We start from the raw sequence: 21,643 nt of genomic DNA, 5'->3' as shown, positions 1-21,643 counted from the left end.
CTAGGACAGGAAGTCGCGCAGCTCGCTGGCCCACTCGGTGCGGCGCAGCTTCGTCAGCGTCCGGTGCTCGATCTGGCGGACCCGCTCGCGGGTCACGCCGAACTCACGCCCGACTTCCTCGAGCGTACGGGTTCGGCCGTCGTGCAGGCCGTAACGCAGCCGGACCACGGCGCGTTCGCGCTCGGTGAGCCCGTCGAGCACCTGCTCCACCTGGTCGCGCAGCAACACCTGGGCCACCAGCTCGTCCGGTGTCGGCGCGTCGGAGTCCTCCACGAAGTCACCGAACGAGTTGTCCGCGGACTCACCGACCGGCGACTGCAAGCTGACCGGCTCGTCGGCGTAGGACAGCAACTCGACCACCCGCTCCGGCGGCAGCGAAGACGCCTCGGCGAGCTCGTCGATGCTGGGATCACGCGCCTGCTTCTGTGCGATCGAGCGCAACGCCCGCAGCACGCGATTCAGCTCGTCGGCCACATGCACCGGAAGGCGGATCGTGCGGCCCTGCTCGGCCAGCGCGCGGCTGATGGCTTGCCGGATCCACCAGGTGGCGTAGGTGGAGAACTTGAAACCGCGGGTGTAGTCGAAGCGCTCGACCGCGCGGATCAGGCCGAGATTGCCCTCTTGGACGAGGTCGAGCAACGGCAGCCCACGCCGGGCATAGCGCCGCGCGACCGAGACCACCAAGCGCAGGTTCGCCTCGACCAGGCGAGCCTTGGCCTCGCGGCCGAGGTGGACCAGTTCGGTCAGGTCGTCATAGTGCGGGTCGGTCGGGCTCGTGCTCGCCAGTTGCTCCTCGGCCAGCAGGCCCGCCTCGATGGCCCGGGCCAGCCGGACCTCGTCGTCAGCCGACAACAGCGGGATACGGCCGATCTGGCGCAAGTACTGCCGCGTCAGATCGATACCGGTGCTCGTGCTCGTGCTGAACGCACCGGCACGCAACTCCCCCGCGTCGACCGCGCTGGGCCGTTCTGACGACCCCGGCTCGCGCGCGCCGGGCTCGCCGCCGCCCTGCTCGTACCCACCCCGCTGGTGCTCGCCGCGTTGGGACGGCACCGTGGGACTGTCCACCCTCGAACGAACCACCGGCATCACCTCGGTTCGACACCAAGTGTGCCCTGCCGAAGGCACCGGCATCTACCCTTCTGGCGAATCGATGATCACGGCGTTCGAGCCGAGTGAACCTGCACATGTCGACGGCCGGGACGACGCACGCCCCGGCCGCCGCGAAACGTCCTACCAGGGGCGAATCGCTCGCAAGTAGTCGTAGCCGACCTGCGCCGTCTGCAACGGCGTCACGTCCGGCGTGTCGTTCTCCATGATGTACTCCAGCACCCGGTGCCCCCGGAAGATCCGGGCGAAGTCGATGTGCCCGGTCCCCAGGTCGGCCATGTCGCCGGTGGCCGGATCGCGGTCCTTGACGTGATACTGCAGGACCTTCTGCGGCGCCCGGCGGATCACGTCCAGGGTGAAGCCTTCCGGGTCGTCGACGCCGTCACCACTGTTGATGCCGCCGGTGACGGCCCAGTAGATGTCGATCTCGAGGTGCACGAGCTTGGGATCGAACTCCTCGGTCAGCACCTCCCACGGGGTCCGGCCGCCGCCGAGATCGATGGTGAACTCGTGCGCGTGATTGTGGTAGCCGTACCGCAGCCCGGCGGACCTCGCGACCTCGGCCTCGGCGTTCATCTGCTCCGCCCACATCTTCCAGTCGTCGAGGTCGTCCGAGTTCAGGTACGGCACCACGATGAACGACTGGCCGAGGGTCAGGGCGTTCTCGATCTTCTGGTCGAGCTCTTGGCGAGACCCGCTGATGCCGTCATGGCTCGACGTGCACGACACCCCGATCTCGTCATAGAACGCCTTCAACTGCTGCGCCGTACGGCCGTAGTAGCCGGCCTGCTCGACCTTCGGATAACCGAACTCGGCGATCGCGCGCAGCGTCGCGTCGAACCCGGGCTCGCCGCCCAGCGCCTCGCGGACGGTGTAGAGCTGAATGCTGATCAGCCCGGGCGGTACCGGGCGCCCGCCGGGACGTCCCGGCTGGCGCCCCGGCCGCGCGTCAGCATGAGCGGGTACGGCGGCACCCGCGCCGAAGGCGACAGCTCCCCCAGCGGCCATCGAGGCGAGCAGGAACCTACGGCGGTCGATCCCGCGGGCGGCCAGTGAGCGCCGTAAGGCGCCGTGACCGTCGTTTCCGTAACACATGTCGTGCTCCTCTCCGTCGAGATGACTGGTGACCTCCGCGCCGTCCAGGCCGCGAGGGTGGCTACTGCCGCTACTCCCCCGAGCTGAAGGCTGCGTCGAAGGCGGCCTCCGGGGGTTCGAAGAACCGCGAACGTACGTACTGCACCGCCTCGGCCGCGCCACGCAGCCGGTCCATTCCGGCGTCCTCCCACTCGACCGAGATCGGTCCCTCGTAACCGATCGCGCCGAGCATCCGGAAGCACGCTTCCCACGGCACGTCGCCGTGGCCGGTGGACACGAAGTCCCAGCCGCGCCGCGGGTCCGCCCACGCCAAGTGCGACCCCAGCCGCCCGGACCGGCCGTTGCCCGTCTGCAGCTTCGTGTCCTTGCAGTCCACGTGGTAGATCCGGTCGCGGAAGTCCCAGAGGAATCCGGCCGGATCGATGTCCTGCCACACCATGTGGCTGGGGTCCCAGTTGAGGCCGAAGGCCTCCCGATGCCCGATGGCTTCCAGCGTGCGCACGGTGGTCCAGTAGTCGTAGGCGATCTCCGACGGGTGCACCTCGTGCGCGAATCGGACACCGACCTCGTCGAACACGTCGAGGATCGGGTTCCACCGGTCGGCGAAGTCCTGGTAGCCGGCGTCGATCATGTCCTGCGACACCGGCGGGAACATCGCCACGTACTTCCAGATGGACGAACCGGTGAAGCCGACGACTGTCGACACGCCGAGTTTCGCCGCGGCGTGGGCAGTCACCTTCATCTCCTCGGCGGCCCGCTGGCGCACGCCTTCGGGATCGCCGTCGCCCCAGATCCGGTCCGGCAAGATGGCGCGGTGCCGCGCGTCGATGGGGTCGTCGCAGACCGCCTGGCCCTTGAGGTGATTCGAGATGGCCCAGACGTTGAGCCCGTACTTCTCCAGGATGTCTCGGCGCGATTGGACATAGGCGTCGTTCTCGGCGGCCTGCCACACGTCGAAGTGGTCACCCCAGCACGCGATCTCGAGGCCGTCGTAGCCCCACTCCGAAGCGAGGCGGGCGACTTCCTCGAACGGTAGGTCCGCCCATTGGCCGGTGAACAACGTGATCGGTCGGGACATGGTTGCTCCTTTCACCACCAGGGCTTCTTGTGCATCACCAGGCGTGCATGCCTAGTGGCGTTGGGAATTGCCTGGTGAACATGATCATTTCGAGAGGGAGGGTTCGGGGGCGGGCGTCGGTGCCGGCAGGCCGGCGAGTTCGAGCATGAGGTCGCGCACGTCGGTCGCGGCCAGCCGATCACGCGCGGTCGAAGGGTCACTGCACAACAGGACGGGGCCATCGTCGGGATCGTCGGGCAGCCGGCCGTGGGTGCCTTTCACCCACCGCCCGTCGAGCGGGACGACGTCCATGGCGTAGCGCAGCCCGGCCTTCTTGCGCGCCAACGCCAGACCGGCCCGGAGCTTCACGCGCGGGTCGGCGGGGTCGAGGAACAGTTCAGCGGGGTCGTAGCCGGGCTTGCGATGGATGTCGACGCCACGGGCGAAATCCGGGGCCCGCTCGTCGTCGGTCCAGTAGTAGTAGGTGAACCACGCTTCGGGAGCCGCGACCAGCACGAGTTCACCGGCGCGCTCGTGATCCAGCCCGTAGTCGCGTTGGCCGTCCCGGTCCAGCACGAGATCGACGCCGGGCAACGCCTCACACACCCGCCGCACCGCCTGCAGATCTGCGTTCTCGCCGACGTACACGTGCGCGACCTGGTGATCGGCGACGGCGAAGGCGTGCGACTTCCACGGATCGAGGTACTCCATGCCGGCCTGGGTGTAGACCTCGAGGAACCCCGACTCGCGCAGCGCCCGGTTCACATGCACCGGCGTACTCGCCGGTGTGATGCCGTACTCGCTCATGACCAGCACCGTCGCTCCGGCGTCACGAGCCTGGCTCAGCAGCGGCGCGAGGACGCGGTCGACATCCTGGGCGGCGGTGACAGCCTCGGGACTGTCCGGGCCGAAACGTTGCAGGTCGTAATCCAGATGCGGGATGTAGGCCAACGTCATGTCCGCCTGCGGCAGCAGCCGCTGCGTCGCCCCCACGATCCACTCGCTGGACTTCAGCGACGCCGTCGGCCCCCAGTAGTTGAACAGCGGGAACGGGCCCAGCCGCGACGTGAGCGCATCGTGCAGCTGCGGCGGGCGGGTGTAGCAGTCCGGCGACTTGCGCCCGTCAGCGTGATAGATCGGTCGCGGCGTCACCGTCCAGTCGGTGCTGGCGCCCATCGCGTACCACCAGCACACGTTCGCCACGCGGTAACCGGGCTGCGTGCGCCGGGCGGTCTCCCATACCTTCTCGCCCTGCACCAGGCGGTTGTGCTGGCGCCACAGGTACACCTCGCCCAAGTCGCGGAAGTACCAGCCGTTGCCCACGATGCCGTGCTCGCTCGGGCGCCGACCGGTCAGGAACGTCGACTGCACCGAACACGTCACCGCCGGCAGCACGGTGTCCAGCCGGGCCTGCCAGCCGTCGTCGGCGATCGACTTCAGCGCCGGAGCATGCTCCAGCAACTTCGGCGTGAGCCCCACCACGTCGAGCACGAGCAATCTGTTCATACTTCCTCCACATCCATCGGTCGGCCTCGGCCTCGCCTCCGGCTCCAGCACACCTCGCTGCGCTCGCCGTACCTCCGCCTGCAGCTCACCCGACTGCCTCCAGTCCGAAGTCCTCGGTCAGCCGACGCGCCGTCCACCTCAGCTCGGCGGCGAGCCCGTCGATCAAGCCCGCCTCACCGGCAGGCCGACGCCCCTGCGGCAGCACCGACCAGGTGTAGGTCTCCACCTCGACGTGGTCGGTCACGGCGCCGGCCGCGCCGAACAATCCGCCGAGCGTGTCCGTCAGGTGCTCCTGAGTGACCCGCAAGGGCGGGTCGGGATGTTCGTGCACCGGCACGTGGAAATGCACCCGCCACGGTCCCTCGCCGGGCAGGGCTGCCGGCCCGCCCAGCGCCTCGGGCAGATCGTCCCGCCCGGCTTTCCGGTCACGGGACCACTCGCGGACTTGGTGGAGGAAGCGGTCCTCGGCGTAGGCCCGCAACGCCGCCTGCGCGGTCGTGCTCCCCGGCTCGTCGATCTGCAGCGCCGCCGAAGCCTGCGCCTTGACCACGGACAACCCGGAACCGGCCAGCTCGGCCAGTGCAGAGTCCGGCGATTCGAACTCGACGGCGAGGTGACACGCGTCGACGCACACCCCGATGCGCTCGGTGTCGACCCCGCCCAGCCGCTCGACGGCGTCGTGGACGGTCTCGACGACACAGCCCGGCTCGGGTTCCAGCCCGACCCGGATGGTCCGGCCGGTCTCGGCCTCCACCTTCGCCAGCCCGTCAGCTAGCCGGCCGAGGTGGTCCAGAGCCTGCTGCTCTCGTTGCGCCGTCCACGGGTCACGCCAGGCCAGCGGCAGGCTGGAGATGCTGCCGCGCGCAGCGTCGTCGGGCAACAGCCGGGCCAGGACCGCCGCGCAGTCGAGCGTGTAGTCCAGCCGCGCCTGCTCCACCCAGTCCGGGTGGTAGACGGCCTTCTTCACCTGGCGATCGTGAAAGCCCTGGTACGGGAACGCGTTCAAGGTGACGACCTCGAGCCCGTTCGCGTCCAGCGCCTCCTGCACACGTGCGATGTCGGCCTCGCCGGCCAGCCGGGCGGCGACCGGAGCGGGCAGCCACAGCCCCAACCCCAGGCGCGGGGCGGCAAGGCGCTCACGCACCCCGCCGCCGTAGCGGACGAGCTGGTCGATCAGCGCCTCGACGTCATGCGTGGGATGCACGTTCGTGCAATACGCCAGGTGCACGATCGTGCCGTCGGGGTGCCGGAACCGCATCGGACTCAGTCCTCCTGGCCGCTCGGGCGTTGTCCCCGGAGGACGGAGTTGCCCTCGAACGTCGCTGTCGGCCCGGTGGCCGTGGTGTCGTCGTCGAGGAGCAACCGCCCGCTCTGGCCGTAGAAGTCCACCGGGTTCTGCCAGAGCACCCGGTCCACGTCGGCGGCGGTGAACCCGTGCTCGAGCATGGCGCGCCCGGTGGCGACGGTCTTGAGCGGGTCGCTGTGCCCCCAGTCGGCCGCGGAGTTGACGATCATGCGCTCCAGGCCGCGGTCGGCGAGGATGCGCACCATGCGGTGCTCGTCCATCTTCGTGTCGGGGTAGACGGAGAAGCCCATCCAGCAGCCGGAGTCGGCCACCATGGCGACCGTCGTCTCGTTGAGGTGGTCGACCAGCACCCGCTCCGGTGGCAGCCCACTCGCGGCGACCAGTTCCAGGGTGCGGCGCGTACCGGCGGCCTTGTCCCGGTGCGGCGTGTGCACCAGGACGGGTAGGTCATGCTCGCCGGCCAGCTCGAGCTGGCGGGCGAACACCTTCTCTTCGTCGTCGGTCATCGAGTCGAACCCGACCTCGCCGACCGCCACGACGCCGTCCTTCGCCAGATACCGGGGCAGGAGCTCGAGCACCTCGACGCAGCGCGGGTCATTCGCCTCCTTCGGGTTCAGCGCGATCGTGCAGTGGTGCTTGATGCCGTACTGCGCTGCGCGGAACCGCTCCCAGCCCAGGAGTGAATCGAAGTAGTCACAGAACGACCCGACGTTGGTGCGCGGCTGGCCCAGCCAGAACGCCGGCTCGGTGACCGCTCGCACCCCCGCCGAGTACATCCGGGCGTAGTCGTCGGTGGTGCGCGACGTCATGTGAATGTGGGGGTCGTAGATGCGCATCAGTTCTCCTTCTCAGCGCCGGCATCACCGTGGTTGAGCACCAGCCAGGCATCCGACGGCACGGACCGCCCGGCCGCACCGCGTTCGGCGGCGTAATCGGCCACCATCCGGGCCAGCTCGGCGTCGGTACGGCGGTGCAAGTCGGCCACCGCCTCGAGCGGGACGCCGACGAACAGGCACTTGAGCACGCCTTGCCGCCACGAGTCGCCATCGAGGTGCTCGGCGGCATACGGACCCATGGCCGCGGCGATCAATCTCAGGTCGTTGGTCCGCAGGGCGTCGGCGACGATGGGGAGCCCGCTCGTCCCGATGTTCAGCGTCGGCAAGGCACGCAGCACCCCGCGCTTCTCGTCGGCGTCGCCGAAGCGGTACAACGCGGCCAACTCGGTGGCGAACCGGTCCGGCTCCGAACGCCACGCCGCGGCCACCGCCTGCAGCAAAACTGCGCGGGCTTCGTCCTCCAACCGCGGCGTGCGCAGACCGTCGGGGTCGGCCGGGTCACTCGGGCCGCGGGCCACGGTGCGGCCCACCGCCGGGAAGACGCCGGAGATCTTGCTCGGCTGGGCGCTCAACTCCTCGACGAGCTCAGCCAGCCGCGCACGGGCAGCGTCGTCGAGGTGTGGCGCGGCATGGTCGATCATGGTGTTCATCGCACGTCCTCCTACGGTGTCCGATGATCATGAGGTTCCTCCGGTGCAAGACACGCGAACCCGAGGTGTGACCGGGCCATCCAGGCGAGATCATGGGCCGGCCTCCCGGGCCGCGGCGGCCTGGCTCGCCTCCGGCATCGCCGCGCGCAGGGCGTCGAACGATCGCTGCGCCACCACCGGCGCGGCATGACCGTGGCGCGGCAGTTCCACGGCGGCCAGCCCGGTATAGCCGACGTCGACCAGCGCACTCAGCGCGGCGGGCAGGTCGAGCTCGCCGTCGCCGAACTCCAGGTGTTCGTGTACACCGGGCAGCATGTCGTCGAGCTGGACGTTGGCGAGCAACCCGCCGGCTTGCCGGACGCACTCGTCGACGGGTGCGGGCTCGTTGCACACCGTGTGCCCGACGTCGAGCGTCACGCGCAAGTGCTCGGGCGAGCCGAGTCGCTCGCGGAGTTCCAGCACGCCGCTGACGGTGTCCACGAACATGCCCGGCTCCGGTTCGAAGGCGCACACCACTCCGCGCCGAGCGGCTTCGTCGAGCACCGCGCCGACGCCGTCGACCAACCGGCGCCAGCCTTCGGCGTCGTCGACGCCCGGCGGCAGCGTCCCGGCCCAGAACGACACCGCTTCGGCACCGAGGTCCGCGGCGATGCGCACCGCGCGGCACAGCAGGTCGACCCGCCGTTCGCGGCCGCTGTCGGAGACCAGGGTCGGCTCGTGCTTGTGCCACGGATCCAGCACGTAGCGTGCGCCGGTCTCGATCACCACGTCGAGCCCGAGCTCGGCCAGCCTGCGCCCGACGGCGGCAGTGCGCGCCGACAGGTCGGGCGCGAACGGGTCGAGGTGGGGCTGGTCGACGGTGAGCGCCACGCCGTCGTAGCCGATCCCGGCGATGACCGCGAGCGCGTCGTCGAGGCGGTGGCTGCCGAATCCGTTGGTGCCGTATCCCAGGCGCAGCGTCATGTCGCCGACACCACCTTGGAGGCGAGCTTGGCCAGCGGAGCGGCCGCCAGGACGCCGGCGGCGACCGCGAGTGCACCCGTGCGCGCCGTCAGTGCGGCTTGCAGGGGGATCAGCCCGCGGATCCCGGTCCCCGTGGCCCGGCGTACGGTCGCCGCGTCCGGGCTGCAAGCCGCCGCCCACTGCGCCCGGCCCACCGAGGCCGCGTACACCCCGGCCGATGCCACCGCGGCACCGACCGTCGCCAGGTTGCGTGCGGGTGGGCGGAACGTAGCCGCCCACCCGTCCCTGGGCACGGTGGCGGCGACGGTCGCGGCTGCGGTCGCGACCGTCGCCAGCCGACCGGCGGCCGCGGAGGTGCCGTGCACCTCGCCGCGGCTCAATCCCGTCACACCGGCGGTGTGGACGGCGACGGTGAACGCGGGCCAGGCGGCTGAACGCAGCCGCCCGCCCGCGCCGAGCAGGACATCGAGTCCGCGCGCGGCGGCCATGACCAGCGGACCCGTCGCAGTGGACTTGGCGACGAGGTCGTAGGTCCAGACCGTGGCGGTCAGCGGCACGGCGACGCGTAGCGCTGGGCGTCCGCCGGCCGCTGCGGCAAGGCCGAGGCCCGCAGCGGACAACCCGGTAGCCAACGCGATGGCCTGTCGAGGACGGACCCGCCCGGACGGAATCGGCCGTTCGGGCCGTTCGACGCGGTCGAGGTCGCGGTCGGCGTAATCGTTGAGCGCCATGCCGGCCCAATACAGGCACGCCGACGACAGCGGAATCAGCCCGGTACGCAGCCCGTAGGGAAATCCCGCCGCCGCGGCACCGGCCAGACCGTCGCCCGGCACGGTGAACGCCGCCGGCGCGCGCACGAGCTCCGCGACGTCGCGCCAGCGCATACTCTGCCCCGGCCCACCACGCAGCTGCATGGAAAGTGCCATCGGCTCACGCCCTGGCCGCTTGCGAGCACCAGGCGGTGAGACTGCGCCACTGGTCGCTCAGCCCGTGTTCGTCGGTGCCGGCCGGGTCCTTGAAGAAGAACCCGAACTCGGACACCGGCCCGCGCTGGCCGAGTTCGTGCGCCCGGGCGACGAGCCGGACCAGATCCAGTGCCAGCGGGGCCGCCAACGCCGAATCGCAGCCGGACCAGGTGAACTGCAGCGACATCCGAGTGCCCAGAAAGCCCTCGAACGACACCATGTCCCAGGCGGTCTTCCAGTCCCCCAGGTCAGGGACGTAGTCGATGTGCAGCGGCCCGTCGACCGGATGCCCGAGGATGGCTTCCAGTCCCTGCGCCTTGGTGGCGGTCTTGCTGGCCGCGGCCACCGGATCGGCGAGCGTCTGCCCGTCACCGCCACCGAGCAGGTTCGTCGACGACCACGACCGGACTTTCAGCGCACGCATGGCGAACATCGGCGCCAGAACGGTCTTCAGCAAGGTTTCGCCGGTCTTGGCATCCGACCCGGCCCAGGGCAGGCCTTCGCGTTCGGCCAGCTCGCTCAGCGCCGGCAACCGGGGCCCGGGGTTGGGCGTGAACCCGACGTAGGGGCAGCCGGCTCGCAGGGCGGCGTAGGCGTACAGCGAGCTGCCGGGCAACGGCGCGCCCCCGGCGTCGAGCTCCGCCTCGAGCAGAGCGAGATCATCGAGAGCCGGTGCGGCCGTCGGCGGCGGCTCGGTGCTGGAGACGTCGACGACGATCACCCGGTCGAGGCCGTGGTCGGACCGGAAGGCCCGCAGCTCGGCTTCCACGCGGTCCGCCGCCGCCCGCTGCGCGCCGGCGCCCGGTACGACTCCGGCGGCAATCCGCGCGTCGACGGCGGCGAGCTCGTCGGCCACCGCGGCCACCACCGCGGTCGGCAGCACCCCGCCGCCGCGCAGTTCCTCCGCGCGCTTGCCCAGACTTCCGGTCGCCAGCTCGTGCCCACCGAAGACCAGGTCGTCGACACCGGTCAGCCCGGCCACGGCGACATCCGGGAGCTCGCCGACCATGCCGGTGTGCTCGGCGAGCCCGGCACGCACGGCCAGAGCGCCGACGATCGTGGTGGTCGCCACCGAGCCGCGAGCACCGATGAACCAGACCCCGGTCTTGCCCGCTGGGCCGCTCATCGGTGACCTCCGCTGCGTGCACCCCGGCGCCGGAGTGGAGCGCTGACCTCCGGCGCCGGGGCCAGGGGACGGTCGCTGCCGGCCCCCCGCCGACCACGAGAGTCCGGTCCGGTGCGTGCTGGCAGGGCCGAGGTGCCAGGGCACCGATGTCCGGTCCGGCGCTGACGGCCGAGCGGGCTTGGGACTCTCATGGTGACGTCTCCTCCTTGATGAGGTGGTGCGGGCTATTTGCGAGGGTCGTCATGGCCCGGAGCCGTCGGCACCGGCGTCCTCATGCGCCGACCTCCGTCCAGACGCTCTTCGCCGCGGCGCTGGCCTCCACGGCCGCCAGGACACGCTGGACTCGCAGGCCGTCAGCGAACGAGGGCTGTGGGTTTTCACCGGCGGCGATCGCGTTGACCAGGTCGAGTGCTTGATGGGTGAACGCGTGCTCGTAACCGAGCACGTGGCCGGGCGGCCACCAGCCGGCCAGGTACGGGTGGTCGGGCTCGGTGACCAGCACGCGGGTGAAGCCGCCGCGAGCCGGGTCGGCGGTGTGGTCGTAGACCTGCAGGACGTTCATGTCTTCGAAGTCGAAGGCGATGCTCCCCGACGAGCCGTTGACCTCGATGCGGATCGAGTTCTTCCGCCCGGAGGCGAACCGGGTCGCCTCGAAGGTCGCGATGGCACCGCCGGTGAACCGCGCCAGGAACACCGCGGCGTCGTCCACGGTCACCGGGGCCTTCTGCACCGAGGCGCCCCCCGAGGCCGCCACGGCTCCGGTCCCCAGGACCCCGGTCGACTCCGCGACCGGGCGTTCCTTGACGAACGTCTCCATCATCGCGCTGACACCGGTGATGCGTTCGCCGGTGATGAACTGCGTGAGGTCGACGATGTGCGCGCCGATGTCACCCAGCGCCCCGGAGCCGGCCCGCTCCTTCTGCAGCCGCCAGTTCAGCGGCGTTTCCGGGTCGGAGACCCAATCTTGCAGGTACTGCGCGCGGACGTGGCGGATCTGGCCGACCACACCGTCCGCGACGAGCTTGCGCGCCAAGGCGATGGCCGGCACCCGGCGGTAGGTGAACCCGACCATGCTCCGTACGCCCGACTCCGCCGCCTTCGCCGCGGCCCGGGTCATCGCTTCGGCTTCGTCGACCGTGTTCGCCAGCGGCTTCTCGCAGAGCACGTGCTTGCCCGCCTCGAGCGCCGCGATCGCGATCTCGGCGTGGGTGTCACCCGGCGTGCACACGTCCACGAGATCGACGTCGTCGCGGGCGATCATCCGCCGCCAGTCGGTTTCGACGTGCTGCCAGCCGAACCGCTGCGCCACCTCGCCAGCCGCGTCCTCGTTCCGGCCGCAGATCACCCGCAGGTGTGGCACCATCGCGACGTCGAAGAAGCTCGGCGCGTCGCGCCAAGCATGGGAGTGGGCGGCTCCCATGAACGAGTACCCCACCATGCCGATCCCCAGCGTCGGCTTACCGTCAAGCGTCATGTGTGTGCCTTCCGTTCGTGTTGCACGGACGGCCCTGACGACGCGGTACCGAGACGGTTCCCGGTTCGCCCTCCCGCGTCGTCACGGCCGACGTGGATGATCAGGACTCGAAGCCCAGGTGCATGTACTGGTCGACGTTCTCGGCGGTCACGACCGGTGCGTTCAGCACGATCCGCCGTGGCACGTCGGTCTGCACCAGGTCCGACATCCCCTTCTCCTGCGCGAGCAACCGGGCCAGCCGGATGCCGTCGGCAGCCTGTGTCGGCGGGTAGAGGACCGTCGCCTCCATCTCGCCCGCCTCGATCCAGCGCATCGCATTGGCCGAGCCCGCTCCCCCGATGAAGAAGAACTCGTCGCGCCCGGCGTTGTCGAAGGCCTGCTTGACGCCGACGCCCTGGTCGTCGTCGTGGTTCCAGATGACGTCGATCTGCGGCGCCGCCTGCAGCAGGTTCGACGCGGCCGCTTCGCCGGACTCGACGGTGAACTCGGCGGCCACCCGGTTGTCGACGGTCTGGCCGCACTTGTCCAGTGCGTCGGCGAAGCCCTGCGAGCGGTCCTGGGTCAGCGGCAGCGAGTCGATGCCGGCGATCTCGGCGATGACCGGGTCTTCGATGTTGTTCTCTTCGATCAGCTGGCAGGTGTAGGTGCCGGCCGAGACACCCATCCCGTAGTTGTCGCCCAAGATCGTCGTCCGGGCGGCGAACGGGCTGGAGAACTCGCGGTCGACGTTGACGACCGGGATGCCGGCCTCCATGGCCCGGGTGGCGACCTGGGTCAATTGGGCGCCGTCGGTCGGCAGGATGACGATGGCGTCGACTTCCTCGTTGATGAACGTCTCGACCTGGCTGATCTGCAGGTTGGCGTCGTTCGTGCCTTCGGCCACCCGGAGTTCGACGTCTTCGAACTCTTCGGCCTCGGCGATGGCCGAGTCGTTGACCGCGGCCAGCCAGCCGTGGTCGGCCTCGGGTCCGGAGAAGCCGATGACGATCTCCTCGCCCGGCTCGTCGTTGCTACCGGCGGCGGGTTCGGCGTTGCCGCCGTCGTCACCGCCGCTCTCTTCCTCGGGTTCGTTGCTGGTGCAGCCGACCACGAGCGCGCACGCCGCGGTCACGGAGGCCGCGGTCGCCAGCAACCGGCGGAACGGCCGATTCGTTGGAACGGACATGGAACTCTCCTCGTGGTGATCGATCCCGGGCGACGCTCGGGAAACGGCTGGGGGGCCGGTCAACTGGTGTCGTTGCGCCTGGCGACACGCTGCTGCAGCAACACGGCGACGACGATGATCGCGCCCTTGGCGACTGCCTGCGTGGAAGTGTCGAGGTTGTTGAGGGTGAACACGTTGGTCAAGGTGTTGAGGATCAGCACGCCGAAGATCGTGCCGACGATCGTGCCGCGGCCACCGCCGAGCAGAGTGCCCCCGATCACCACGGCGGCGATCGCGTCCAGCTCGTACAGCAAACCGTGCGTCGCCGAACCCGTCGTGGTGCGCGCCATCAGCATGATCGCGGCGAGGCCGCAGGCCAAGCCCAGCAGGGCGTAGAGCATCAGGGTGTGCCGTTTCACGGCGATGCCGGCCAGGCGGGCCGCGGTCGCGTTGCCGCCGACGGCGATGGTGCGCCGCCCGAAGGTCGTTCGGTTGAGCAACACCCAGCCGATCACGCAGACGACCGCGAAGATCCAGACGAGCATCGGGATCCCGAGGACGCGACCGTTCATGAAATCGACGAACGCCTGATCTTGAACGATCTGGTTCCGTTTGCCGGAGATGATCTCGGCCAGGCCGCGCGCGGCGGCCAACGTCGCCAACGTCATGACGAACGGAGCGACGCCTCCGTAGGCGATGAACAAACCGTTGACGATGCCGCACCCGGTGCCGACGGCCAGCGCCACGACGACCATCATGATCCAGTGCGTGTCCTCGGCCATCCGCTGAGTCGCCAACGTCGTGGCCCATACCGAGGCCAGCGCGACGATCGCCCCGACGGACAGGTCGAAGCCACCGCCGATGATCACGAACGTCATGCCGATACTGACCACGCCGATCACCGCGGCCAGCCGCAGGATCGTCAGCACGTTGTTCACGTCGACGAACCGGTCGCCGGCGGTGACCGCGCCGACGACGCACAGCAACGCCAGCGCAATGATCATGCCCAGGTTGAGGCCGACCGAGCCGCTCATGAGCCGGGCGAACGCCGAACGCGGCGATGCCTCGGCGGCTGCTCCTTCGACCCTGCGGTGTTCGTCCGCCGGCGGCGTGGCGGTCGGCGGAGACGGCGTTTGATCGCTCACGCTGGGCTCCCTTCCATCACCAGGTCGAGGACCTGGTGCTCGTCGATCTGGTCGGCCGGCGCCGCATGGACGATCCGACCGTCGCTGAGCACCAACACCCGGTCGGCCAGCCCCAGGACCTCGGGGATCTCGCTGCTCACCAGCACCACGGCCACCCCGTCGTTCGCGAGTTGATGCACCAAGGCATAGAGCTCGCTGCGGGCGCCGACGTCCACGCCGCGGGTGGGTTCGTCCAGCAGGAGCACTCGGCACTCACGCAGCAGCCAGCGCGCCAGGACCACCTTCTGCTGGTTTCCGCCCGACAGCGTCCGCGCGGCCCGGTCGACATCAGGTGGGCGGACGTCGAGCGCACGGACGTGTTCGCGCGCCGCCTCGCGTTCGGTGGTGCGCTGGACGAATCCGGTGCGGGCGAATCGGGTGAGCGTCGCGAGGCTGACGTTGCGGTAGATCGCCTCGTCGAGCAGCAGCCCCTGCGACTTGCGTTCCTCGGGAGCCAGCCCGACACCAGCGGTCACGGCGGAGCGGACCGACCCGGGGCGCAGCTTGTGCCCGGCCACGGACACCGAACCGGTGGCCGGTTTACGGGCGCCGTAGATCGCCTCGAGGATCTCCGATCGGCCCGAGCCGACCAGGCCCGCCAGCCCGACGATCTCACCGCGCCGGACCTGCAGGTTCACGTCGGAGAACGCCCCGGGAAGGCTGAGCTCGCGCACGTCGAGCATGACCTCGGCGTCGTCGGGCACTGGTGTGCGCTCGGGAAAGGCGTATTCGACGTTGCGCCCGGTCATCCGGCGGATGAGCTCGGCCGTGGGGGTCTCGCGCGCGTCCAGCCCGGTGGCGACGGTGCGCCCGTCCTTGAGCACCGTGACTCGATGCCCGATCTGACGGATCTCCTCGAGTCGGTGCGAGATGTACACGACGGCGACGCCCTGGTCGACGAGGTCGCGGATGACCGCGAACAGCTGGCCCACTTCTTCCTGGTCGAGCACCGCGGACGGCTCGTCCATGACGATGAGCTTGACGTCGTGGGACAGCGCGCGGGCCATGCTCACGATCTGCTTGCCCGCAGCCGACATGGTGCCGACCTCGGTACGCGGCGAGATCTCCGGATGACCGAGTCGGGCCAGCAGGTCCGCGGCCGCGCGTTCGGTGTCGCCGCGCTTGGCGAAACCGGCCGTGGCGTGTTCGTGACCCAGGTAGATGTTCTCGGCCACGCTCAGCCCGTCGACCAGGTCGAGCTCCTGGTAGATCGTCGCGATGCCCTGGTGTAGCGCCGCCAACGGGTTGGGCAGGCGGATCTGCTCGCCCTGCCAGGTGATGACGCCCTCGTCGGGCTGGTGCGCCCCGGCCAGCACCTTGATCAGCGTGGACTTGCCGGCACCGTTCTGCCCGAGCAGGCAGTGCACCTCGCCGGCCTGTACCTCGAGATCGACGCCGTCGAGCGCTCGCACGCCCGGGAACACCTTCACGATGCCCTTCATCTCGAGCAGTGGCTGCCTCACGCCACACCTCCGGTGAGCTCGTCGACGGCGTCAGCCGATGCGGGTGCGCCCGGCGTGGCGGCGACCGACGCCGGATCGGTGAGGACGGCTTCCAGCGCGACGTGGGCACCACCGCGGCACGCGGCCTTGAACCCGAGCGAGGACAGCTCGATCCGGCATCCGCCCCGGCCTGGCAACACCGCACGCTGGTCCAGTTCGGCCTCCATCGCGGGCAGGATGTACTCACCCAGCACCGCGAAGTAGCCGCCGAGGGCGATCACCCGCGGATTGAGCAGGTCGACCAGGATCGCCGCGCCCAGCCCCAGCGACGTACCGATCGCTTCGAGCCCGCGCAGCGTGCGCCCGTCACCCACTTGGGCGCGGCGGCGGATCTCGTGCAGGCGGACCTCGAGGTCGACCGACGGGTCGGTGATCGTGTCGGCGGGGTTGGCGACCTCGCGCAACAGCGCGGACAACCCGACGGAGGTCTCCCAGCAGCCGAATCGTCCGCAGCCGCACGGCTGGTTGGGATCGCCGATGGGCATGTGGCCGATCTCGCCGCCGAAGCCGTGGTTGCCGCGCAGCAGGGTGCCGTCGGCGATCACACCGCCGCCGACGCCGGTCTCTCCGGTCAGGTGGACGAGGTCGGGCACCCCGGCCGAGCTGCCCATGACGTACTCGGCCAGCGCGCTGAGGTTGGCGTCGTTGTCCACCCGGATCGGGATCCGGATCGGCTCGAGGCTTCCCGCGCCGTCCGGGCTGTCTGGGCTGTCCGGGCTGTCCGGGCCGTCGAGGCTGGCCGGTTCGGCCAGCCGGGCCGAAAGCCCGTCGGCCACGCCGATGTCGCGCCACCCGACGTTCGGCGCGTGCCGCAGCACCCCCGGTGCGGTCTCGACCATGCCGGGCAGCGCCACGGTGACCCCGGCGACGTACCGTCCTGCGGTGCGGGCGTCGGCCACCGTCGACCGGATGGCGCGCGCGAGCTCGTCCAGGGTGCGCTGAGCACCGAGACTGGGTACATCGACCGGGATGCGCCGGTAGAACACCTCGTCCCCGCGCAGGTCGAGCACCAGTACGGCGATGTAGTCGACGTTCACCTCGGCCCCGAGACCACAGACCCGGCCGTCGACCTCGACGGTCTGCCCCGGCCTTCCGACGCCGCCGGCGCGTTCGACGTCACCGTCGCGGACGAGACCCAGCTCGCTCAACTCGGCGACCAGGCTCGACACGGTCGCCTTGTTCAGGCCGGTGTCGGTGGCGATCCGGGCGCGTGACCGGGGACCGCCGTCGCGCAGCTTGCCCAGCACCACGGCGAGGTTGTGCCGCCGCAACGACACGTGGTCGAAGGGGGCGGCCAGGCGGTCGGGAAGGTGTCCGTCGTCCATGCCGAACCCCTTCCCACTCGATCACGCCGGTTGGGCGACGAGGTGAGCCAGCTCACTCTCGTTCGTCGGATGAACAAACAAACTAGGAACGAACCACTGCCCGGTCAAGAGCTGTTCGGGACTTTCTTTTCGGCCGCGCGGCGCACCTCCGGACGGCCGAGGCCGGACGTGTATCGCACCCGAGCTCGCCGCCTGACGCCGCAACCTGCAGTGATTCTCTAGACCAGGCCGCTGCACCCGAGCGTGAGCAGGCTGTCTCCACCGTCGGCTCACTCGGTGTGCCGCGCGTAACAGTTCAGCCACGCCACGGGCAGAAACCTAGATCCGGCGGACGATCAGTTCGCAAAGGCCGTCCGACTTACGCAGACTCGTGGACAAAGTAGAGCCGCAACTCGCGGCGACCGTCGGCGCGCCGTGGGGCCCGATGGCCCTTGACAGTGCGCCGACGATCACCGCGAGCTGGGCCGGCCGTCAGTCCTCGGGGACGAGGACCACCTGGGCGCTGCCGGTCAGCTCCGGCAGGTCACCCTCTCCGGAATCGGTGTAGCTGGCGTTGAACACGCCGCGCATCTCGTCGTGCTCCGGATCGTGCCCGCCCGGGACGGTCGTCACGAACGATCCGGTGCAGCCGTACGCCGTGGACTGCGAATGGCCGTGGTCGTCGTGTCCGACGACGTAATTCACCGTCACGCGCGAGCAATCGACCGGCTGGTCGTCGGTGACCTGAACCTCGTACTCGACCGTGTCGCCGAACGAGAACGTGTCGCCTTCGGTCGGCGTGACGAACTCGACCACGGGACGGTCGTTGCCCACGACCACCTCGACGTCTGCAGATGCCGACTTACGCCGGTCGCGTCCGCCGATGTCGATCACCTGCAGCGTCGCTCTGTACGCGCCGTTGTTCTCATAGGTGAACGACGGGTTCTCCTTGGTCGAGTCGACGCGTCCGTCACCGTCGAAGTCCCACCGGTACAGCAGCTTGTCGCCGTCGGCGTCCGCAGTGCCCGCGCTGGAGAACTGCACGGTCAACGGGGCCTTGCCGGCCGACGGCTCCGCGGCGATCTGGGGTTCGGGAGCATGGTTGCCGCCGGGGCCGATGTAGTCGATGCGCGACAGCTGGGCCGTCTCGTTCTCGGCGAAGTACCCGTCGCCGTACTCCAGCACGTACAACGCGCCGTTCGGGCCGAACTCCATGTCCATCGGGTTGTCGAAGACCAAGGACGGCAGGACGTCCTCGATGGTGGTCGGAGCTCCGGGGCCGTCGAGGTGGAACGCCTTCACGTAGTCACGGGTCCACTCGTAGAACAGTGCCACGCCGTCGTAGTACTCCGGCCAGGCGACCGGCGCGCGCCCGCGGGTGTTGCGGACGTCGAAGTCGTAGGCCGGTCCGCCCATCGGGCCGATGCCGCCCTCACCGAGCTCGGGGAACTCCGCGGACTCGCCGTACTGGTACCAGACGTCCGGCGGCGTCACCGGCGGCAACTGGGTCAGGCCGGTGTTGTGCGGCGAATCGTTGACCGGCGCCGCACAGTCGAATTCGGCTCCGGACTCCCCCGTCTCGAAGTCGTAGTCCACGTAGGGCGAGTCCGCCGTCGCGCAGTAGGGCCAGCCGAAGTTGCCCGCCTCGGTCACCGCGGCCCACTTGCCCGTGCCGGCAGGCCCGCGTTCGGGATCCGCCGTGGCGGCGTCGGGTGAGTAGTCGCCGACGTACAGCGTGTCCGTCTTGGGGTCGATCTCGATCCGGAACGGATTGCGCCAGCCCATCGTGTAGATCTCCGGACGGGTCTTCTCCGTACCCGGCTCGAACAGGTTGCCCTCGGGGATCGTGTAGGAGCCGTCCGCCTCGACGTGGATGCGCAAGACCTTGCCGCGCAGGTCGTTGGTGTTGCCCGAACTGCGCTGCGCGTCGAACGCCGGGTTGCGGTCGGCCCGTTCGTCGATGGGCGTGTACCCGTCGGACTCGAACGGATTGGTGTCGTCACCGGTGGACAGATAGAGGTTCCCGGCTCTGTCGAAAACGATGTCACCACCGACGTGACAGCAGATCCCGCGATCGACCGGCACATCGAGGATCTGTTGTTCGCTGGACAGATCCAGATCGTCGCCGTCGAGTTCGAACCGCGACAGCCGGATGACGCCCTCGAACGGCTCGAAGTCTTCCGGCGTACCGAAGAACGGCGCGTCGCCTTCGTTGACGTCCGGCGTCGACGGGTCGTCGACCGGGGTGTCCAGCGGCGGCGAGTAATACAGGTACACCCAACGGTTGTCTTTTCCGTTGAATCCTGGATCGACCGCGATGCTCTGCAGGCCTTCTTCGTCGTGCTGATACACGTCGATGGTCGCGGCCAGGCTGTTCACGCCGGTGTCGGGGTCGTGCAGCCAGACGTCGCCGGCCCGGGTGGTGTGCAGGACGCGTTCGTCCGGCAGGACCGCCAAGTCCATTGGTTCGCCCGGCCGGTCGTTGAGGGTGACCTTCTGGAACTGCGAGTCCGGTGGTGGAGTGACCTGCTGCTGCGCCGTGGCAGCAGGAGTCGCGACGAGCGCCGGGGCGATGAGAGCCCCGCCTACCATCCCTACGACTCTGCGCATGTTGCCTCCGATCGCTGGGTTCGGCTGCCCCTCAGATAAACCTCACCTTTCGGAAGTGTCAAGACTGTTGAAAATGTTTCGACACAAGGCGGGCAAAGAACGCGTGTTAAACGGGAAAAGTTGCCGCGGCAGAGCGCACGGCGGCATGGTGAGGGGCGCGCGAGACGACGCTCGGTGTGGCGAGGGTGTGGCTAGGGCGCGGCGAGGGTATGGCTAGGGCGCGGCGAAGATGGCGTCGCTGATCAGGGCGGCCGCACCGACGACGCCGCCGTCGTCACCCATCTCGCTGAGCACCACCGGCAGATTTCCGGTCGCCAGCGGCAGCGATCGCCGGTAGACCACGCCGCGGATCTCTGCGAGCAGCGGGTGTCCCAGCCGGGCCACCCGGCCCCCGATGACGATCAGCCCGGGGTTGAAGAACGACACCAGGCTGGCCAGCACCCAACCCACCCGGTGACCGCCGTCGCGGATCAGCTGCACCGCGTGTGCGTCGCCTTGGGCCACCGCCGTCGCGACGTCCGCGGCGGTCAGCTCACCCTTCTCCGCAGCCAAGGCGGCCAGTGCCGGCGAGCGCCCGGCCCGGGCTGTCGCGATCGCGTCGCGAGCCAGGGCAGCCCCGCCGAAGAACGCCTCGAGGCACCCGGTGTTGCCGCAGGCGCACGTCGGGCCGAACTCCTCGATACGGATGTGCCCGATGTCGCCCGCACATCCGTCGACGCCCCGGTAGAGCTGGCCGTCGACGACGATGCCGCAGCCGATGCCCGTGCCGATCTTGACGAACAGGAAGTCGCGGGCGGTCTTGGCCACCCCGGAATGCTGCTCACCCAGCGCCATGACGTTGACGTCGTTGTCGAGCAGGACCGGGCAGCCCAGCTCGCGGGCCATCGCGTCCCGGACCGGGTAGCCGTCCCAGCCCGGCATGATCGGCGGCGACACCGGCACGCCGCCGTGGAAGTCGACCGGACCGGGAACGCCGATGCCCACGCCCGACGGACGTTCGATACCACGCTCGGCCAGCACTTTCCTGGTCAGCTCGAGCGCGTGGGCCAGCACGTGCTCCGGGCCCTGCCGCACGTCCATGTCGACGTAGCGTTGCCCCAGCACCGTGAGCCGGCCATCGGTCAGGGCCACCGACATCGCCGTGGCACCGATGGCGATACCGACGAAGCGCACGTCGGCCGACAGATCGACCATCGTCGAGCGCCGCCCGCCGCGCGAAGCGGCCGGGCCGGCCGGTTCGGCCAGGCCGAGCTCGGTCAACCGCCCGACTTCGCTGGCCATCGTCGTACGCGAGACACCCAACCGGTCAGCGAGCTCGACCCGCGACAGCGGACCCTCGTCACGCAGGAGCTTGAGGACCTTCGCCTGGGTCGCGTTCTCGGGTCGCCCGGCGAGCGAATGCGTCATGCCACCCATCGTGCCACGGCTTTCGAAGCACGTTGTCGAAAGCCCCACGACACCCCGGCCGAAGCCGACACCCGGCCGAAGCCGACACCCCGGCCATCTCAGCCGGTGCGTTTCACCCCGCCTCGCCTCGCCTGGCACGCCCTCCGCACCCAACCGCCTGGCGTGGCACGCTGAAATGCTCCACCAACGCGACATTTCAGGCGCGCTTGGTCACTTTCACCGTGCCACGCGGTCGCTTTCGGCGTGCCACGTCAGCCGGTGGTTGTCGGGGGCGGGTGCGCCGGGGCCGGGCCCTCCCCGGTCCCGGCGCACCTATGAATCACTATTGAACTCGCAGCGCCTCCCCCATCGCCAGCAACGCCGCGCGGACCTGTTCGTCCGCGACCTCGCTGGCGACCGCGGCG

At 69.8% G+C, this 21,643-nt stretch carries 17 protein-coding genes; all 17 read right to left on the bottom strand.

Annotation, left to right across the window (positions count from 1 at the left end; genetic code table 11):
- A complete protein-coding gene (locus M6444_RS17295) occupies positions 1-1,053 on the bottom strand; it encodes a sigma-70 family RNA polymerase sigma factor (protein ID WP_298330222.1) in 1,053 nt (350 codons plus the stop codon).
- 180 nt (positions 1,054-1,233) lie between these two features.
- Complete coding sequence (locus M6444_RS17290; RefSeq protein WP_298330220.1) at positions 1,234-2,205, bottom strand: sugar phosphate isomerase/epimerase; 972 nt, start codon at positions 2,203-2,205, stop codon at positions 1,234-1,236.
- 70 nt (positions 2,206-2,275) lie between these two features.
- Entirely contained in the window at positions 2,276-3,283 is a 1,008-nt protein-coding gene (locus M6444_RS17285) for a sugar phosphate isomerase/epimerase (protein ID WP_298330218.1), read from the bottom strand.
- An 84-nt stretch (positions 3,284-3,367) separates the two neighbouring features.
- Positions 3,368-4,768, bottom strand: a complete 1,401-nt coding sequence (locus tag M6444_RS17280; protein ID WP_298330215.1) for a nucleotide pyrophosphatase/phosphodiesterase family protein — start codon at positions 4,766-4,768, stop codon at positions 3,368-3,370.
- 85 nt (positions 4,769-4,853) lie between these two features.
- Positions 4,854-6,026, bottom strand: coding sequence for a metabolite traffic protein EboE (eboE, locus tag M6444_RS17275; protein ID WP_298330213.1), 1,173 nt, complete (start codon positions 6,024-6,026; stop codon positions 4,854-4,856).
- 5 nt (positions 6,027-6,031) lie between these two features.
- The gene (locus tag M6444_RS17270) at positions 6,032-6,910 is read right to left on the bottom strand and encodes a TatD family hydrolase (RefSeq protein WP_298330210.1); all 879 of its coding nucleotides are present in this window, start codon (positions 6,908-6,910) and stop codon (positions 6,032-6,034) included.
- Positions 6,910-7,560: an EboA domain-containing protein gene (locus tag M6444_RS17265; RefSeq protein ID WP_298330206.1), complete on the bottom strand. Its 651-nt coding sequence runs from the start codon at positions 7,558-7,560 to the stop codon at positions 6,910-6,912. Before M6444_RS17265 ends, M6444_RS17270 begins: the two co-directional genes overlap by 1 nt.
- A 90-nt stretch (positions 7,561-7,650) precedes the next feature.
- A complete protein-coding gene (locus M6444_RS17260; protein WP_298330204.1) occupies positions 7,651-8,523 on the bottom strand; it encodes a sugar phosphate isomerase/epimerase family protein in 873 nt (290 codons plus the stop codon).
- Positions 8,520-9,407 (bottom strand): SCO3242 family prenyltransferase, encoded by an 888-nt coding sequence (locus M6444_RS17255; RefSeq protein ID WP_363326412.1) that lies wholly within the window; start codon positions 9,405-9,407, stop codon positions 8,520-8,522. The genes M6444_RS17260 and M6444_RS17255 overlap by 4 nt, the downstream gene beginning before the upstream one ends.
- Positions 9,408-9,453: 46 nt before the next feature.
- Positions 9,454-10,614 (bottom strand): inositol-3-phosphate synthase, encoded by a 1,161-nt coding sequence (locus M6444_RS17250; RefSeq protein ID WP_298330199.1) that lies wholly within the window; start codon positions 10,612-10,614, stop codon positions 9,454-9,456.
- Positions 10,615-10,885: 271 nt separating this feature from the next.
- Positions 10,886-12,088, bottom strand: a complete 1,203-nt coding sequence (locus M6444_RS17245; protein WP_298330196.1) for a Gfo/Idh/MocA family oxidoreductase — start codon at positions 12,086-12,088, stop codon at positions 10,886-10,888.
- 100 nt (positions 12,089-12,188) lie between these two features.
- A complete protein-coding gene (locus tag M6444_RS17240; protein ID WP_298330194.1) occupies positions 12,189-13,253 on the bottom strand; it encodes a substrate-binding domain-containing protein in 1,065 nt (354 codons plus the stop codon).
- A 59-nt stretch (positions 13,254-13,312) separates the two neighbouring features.
- A complete protein-coding gene (locus M6444_RS17235; protein ID WP_298330191.1) occupies positions 13,313-14,377 on the bottom strand; it encodes an ABC transporter permease in 1,065 nt (354 codons plus the stop codon).
- A complete protein-coding gene (locus tag M6444_RS17230; protein ID WP_363326411.1) occupies positions 14,374-15,858 on the bottom strand; it encodes a sugar ABC transporter ATP-binding protein in 1,485 nt (494 codons plus the stop codon). The genes M6444_RS17235 and M6444_RS17230 overlap by 4 nt, the downstream gene beginning before the upstream one ends.
- 17 nt (positions 15,859-15,875) lie before the next feature.
- Positions 15,876-17,243 (bottom strand): ROK family protein, encoded by a 1,368-nt coding sequence (locus M6444_RS17225; protein WP_298330185.1) that lies wholly within the window; start codon positions 17,241-17,243, stop codon positions 15,876-15,878.
- 471 nt (positions 17,244-17,714) lie between these two features.
- Positions 17,715-19,814, bottom strand: a complete 2,100-nt coding sequence (locus M6444_RS17220) for a PQQ-dependent sugar dehydrogenase (protein WP_298330180.1) — start codon at positions 19,812-19,814, stop codon at positions 17,715-17,717.
- Positions 19,815-20,045: 231 nt separating this feature from the next.
- On the bottom strand, positions 20,046-21,239 hold the full coding sequence (locus tag M6444_RS17215) for an ROK family transcriptional regulator (RefSeq protein ID WP_298330177.1): 1,194 nt from the start codon (positions 21,237-21,239) through the stop codon (positions 20,046-20,048).
- Positions 21,240-21,643: the final 404 nt, after the last annotated feature.

Origin of the sequence: Haloactinopolyspora sp., from assembly GCF_027324685.1 — a bacterium.
GTDB lineage: Bacteria > Actinomycetota > Actinomycetes > Jiangellales > Jiangellaceae > Haloactinopolyspora.
Note: the sequence above shows the minus strand (reverse complement) of the source record. Positions and strands in the feature narration are given on the sequence as shown.

Bases quoted from the DNA above. Each gene is read 5' to 3' on its own strand.
- M6444_RS17240 (WP_298330194.1), bottom strand. From the start codon at position 13,253: ATGTCCGTTCCAACGAATCGGCCGTTCCGCCGGTTGCTGGCGACCGCG.
- M6444_RS17215 (WP_298330177.1), bottom strand. From the start codon at position 21,239: ATGACGCATTCGCTCGCCGGGCGACCCGAGAACGCGACCCAGGCGAAG.
- M6444_RS17280 (WP_298330215.1), bottom strand. From the start codon at position 4,768: ATGAACAGATTGCTCGTGCTCGACGTGGTGGGGCTCACGCCGAAGTTG.
- M6444_RS17230 (WP_363326411.1), bottom strand. From the start codon at position 15,858: ATGAAGGGCATCGTGAAGGTGTTCCCGGGCGTGCGAGCGCTCGACGGC.
- M6444_RS17265 (WP_298330206.1), bottom strand. From the start codon at position 7,560: ATGAACACCATGATCGACCATGCCGCGCCACACCTCGACGACGCTGCC.
- M6444_RS17255 (WP_363326412.1), bottom strand. From the start codon at position 9,407: ATGCGCTGGCGCGACGTCGCGGAGCTCGTGCGCGCGCCGGCGGCGTTC.
- M6444_RS17225 (WP_298330185.1), bottom strand. From the start codon at position 17,243: ATGGACGACGGACACCTTCCCGACCGCCTGGCCGCCCCCTTCGACCAC.
- M6444_RS17250 (WP_298330199.1), bottom strand. From the start codon at position 10,614: ATGAGCGGCCCAGCGGGCAAGACCGGGGTCTGGTTCATCGGTGCTCGC.
- M6444_RS17270 (WP_298330210.1), bottom strand. From the start codon at position 6,910: ATGCGCATCTACGACCCCCACATTCACATGACGTCGCGCACCACCGAC.
- eboE (WP_298330213.1), bottom strand. From the start codon at position 6,026: ATGCGGTTCCGGCACCCCGACGGCACGATCGTGCACCTGGCGTATTGC.
- M6444_RS17285 (WP_298330218.1), bottom strand. From the start codon at position 3,283: ATGTCCCGACCGATCACGTTGTTCACCGGCCAATGGGCGGACCTACCG.
- M6444_RS17220 (WP_298330180.1), bottom strand. From the start codon at position 19,814: ATGGTAGGCGGGGCTCTCATCGCCCCGGCGCTCGTCGCGACTCCTGCT.
- M6444_RS17245 (WP_298330196.1), bottom strand. From the start codon at position 12,088: ATGACGCTTGACGGTAAGCCGACGCTGGGGATCGGCATGGTGGGGTAC.
- M6444_RS17260 (WP_298330204.1), bottom strand. From the start codon at position 8,523: ATGACGCTGCGCCTGGGATACGGCACCAACGGATTCGGCAGCCACCGC.
- M6444_RS17290 (WP_298330220.1), bottom strand. From the start codon at position 2,205: ATGTGTTACGGAAACGACGGTCACGGCGCCTTACGGCGCTCACTGGCC.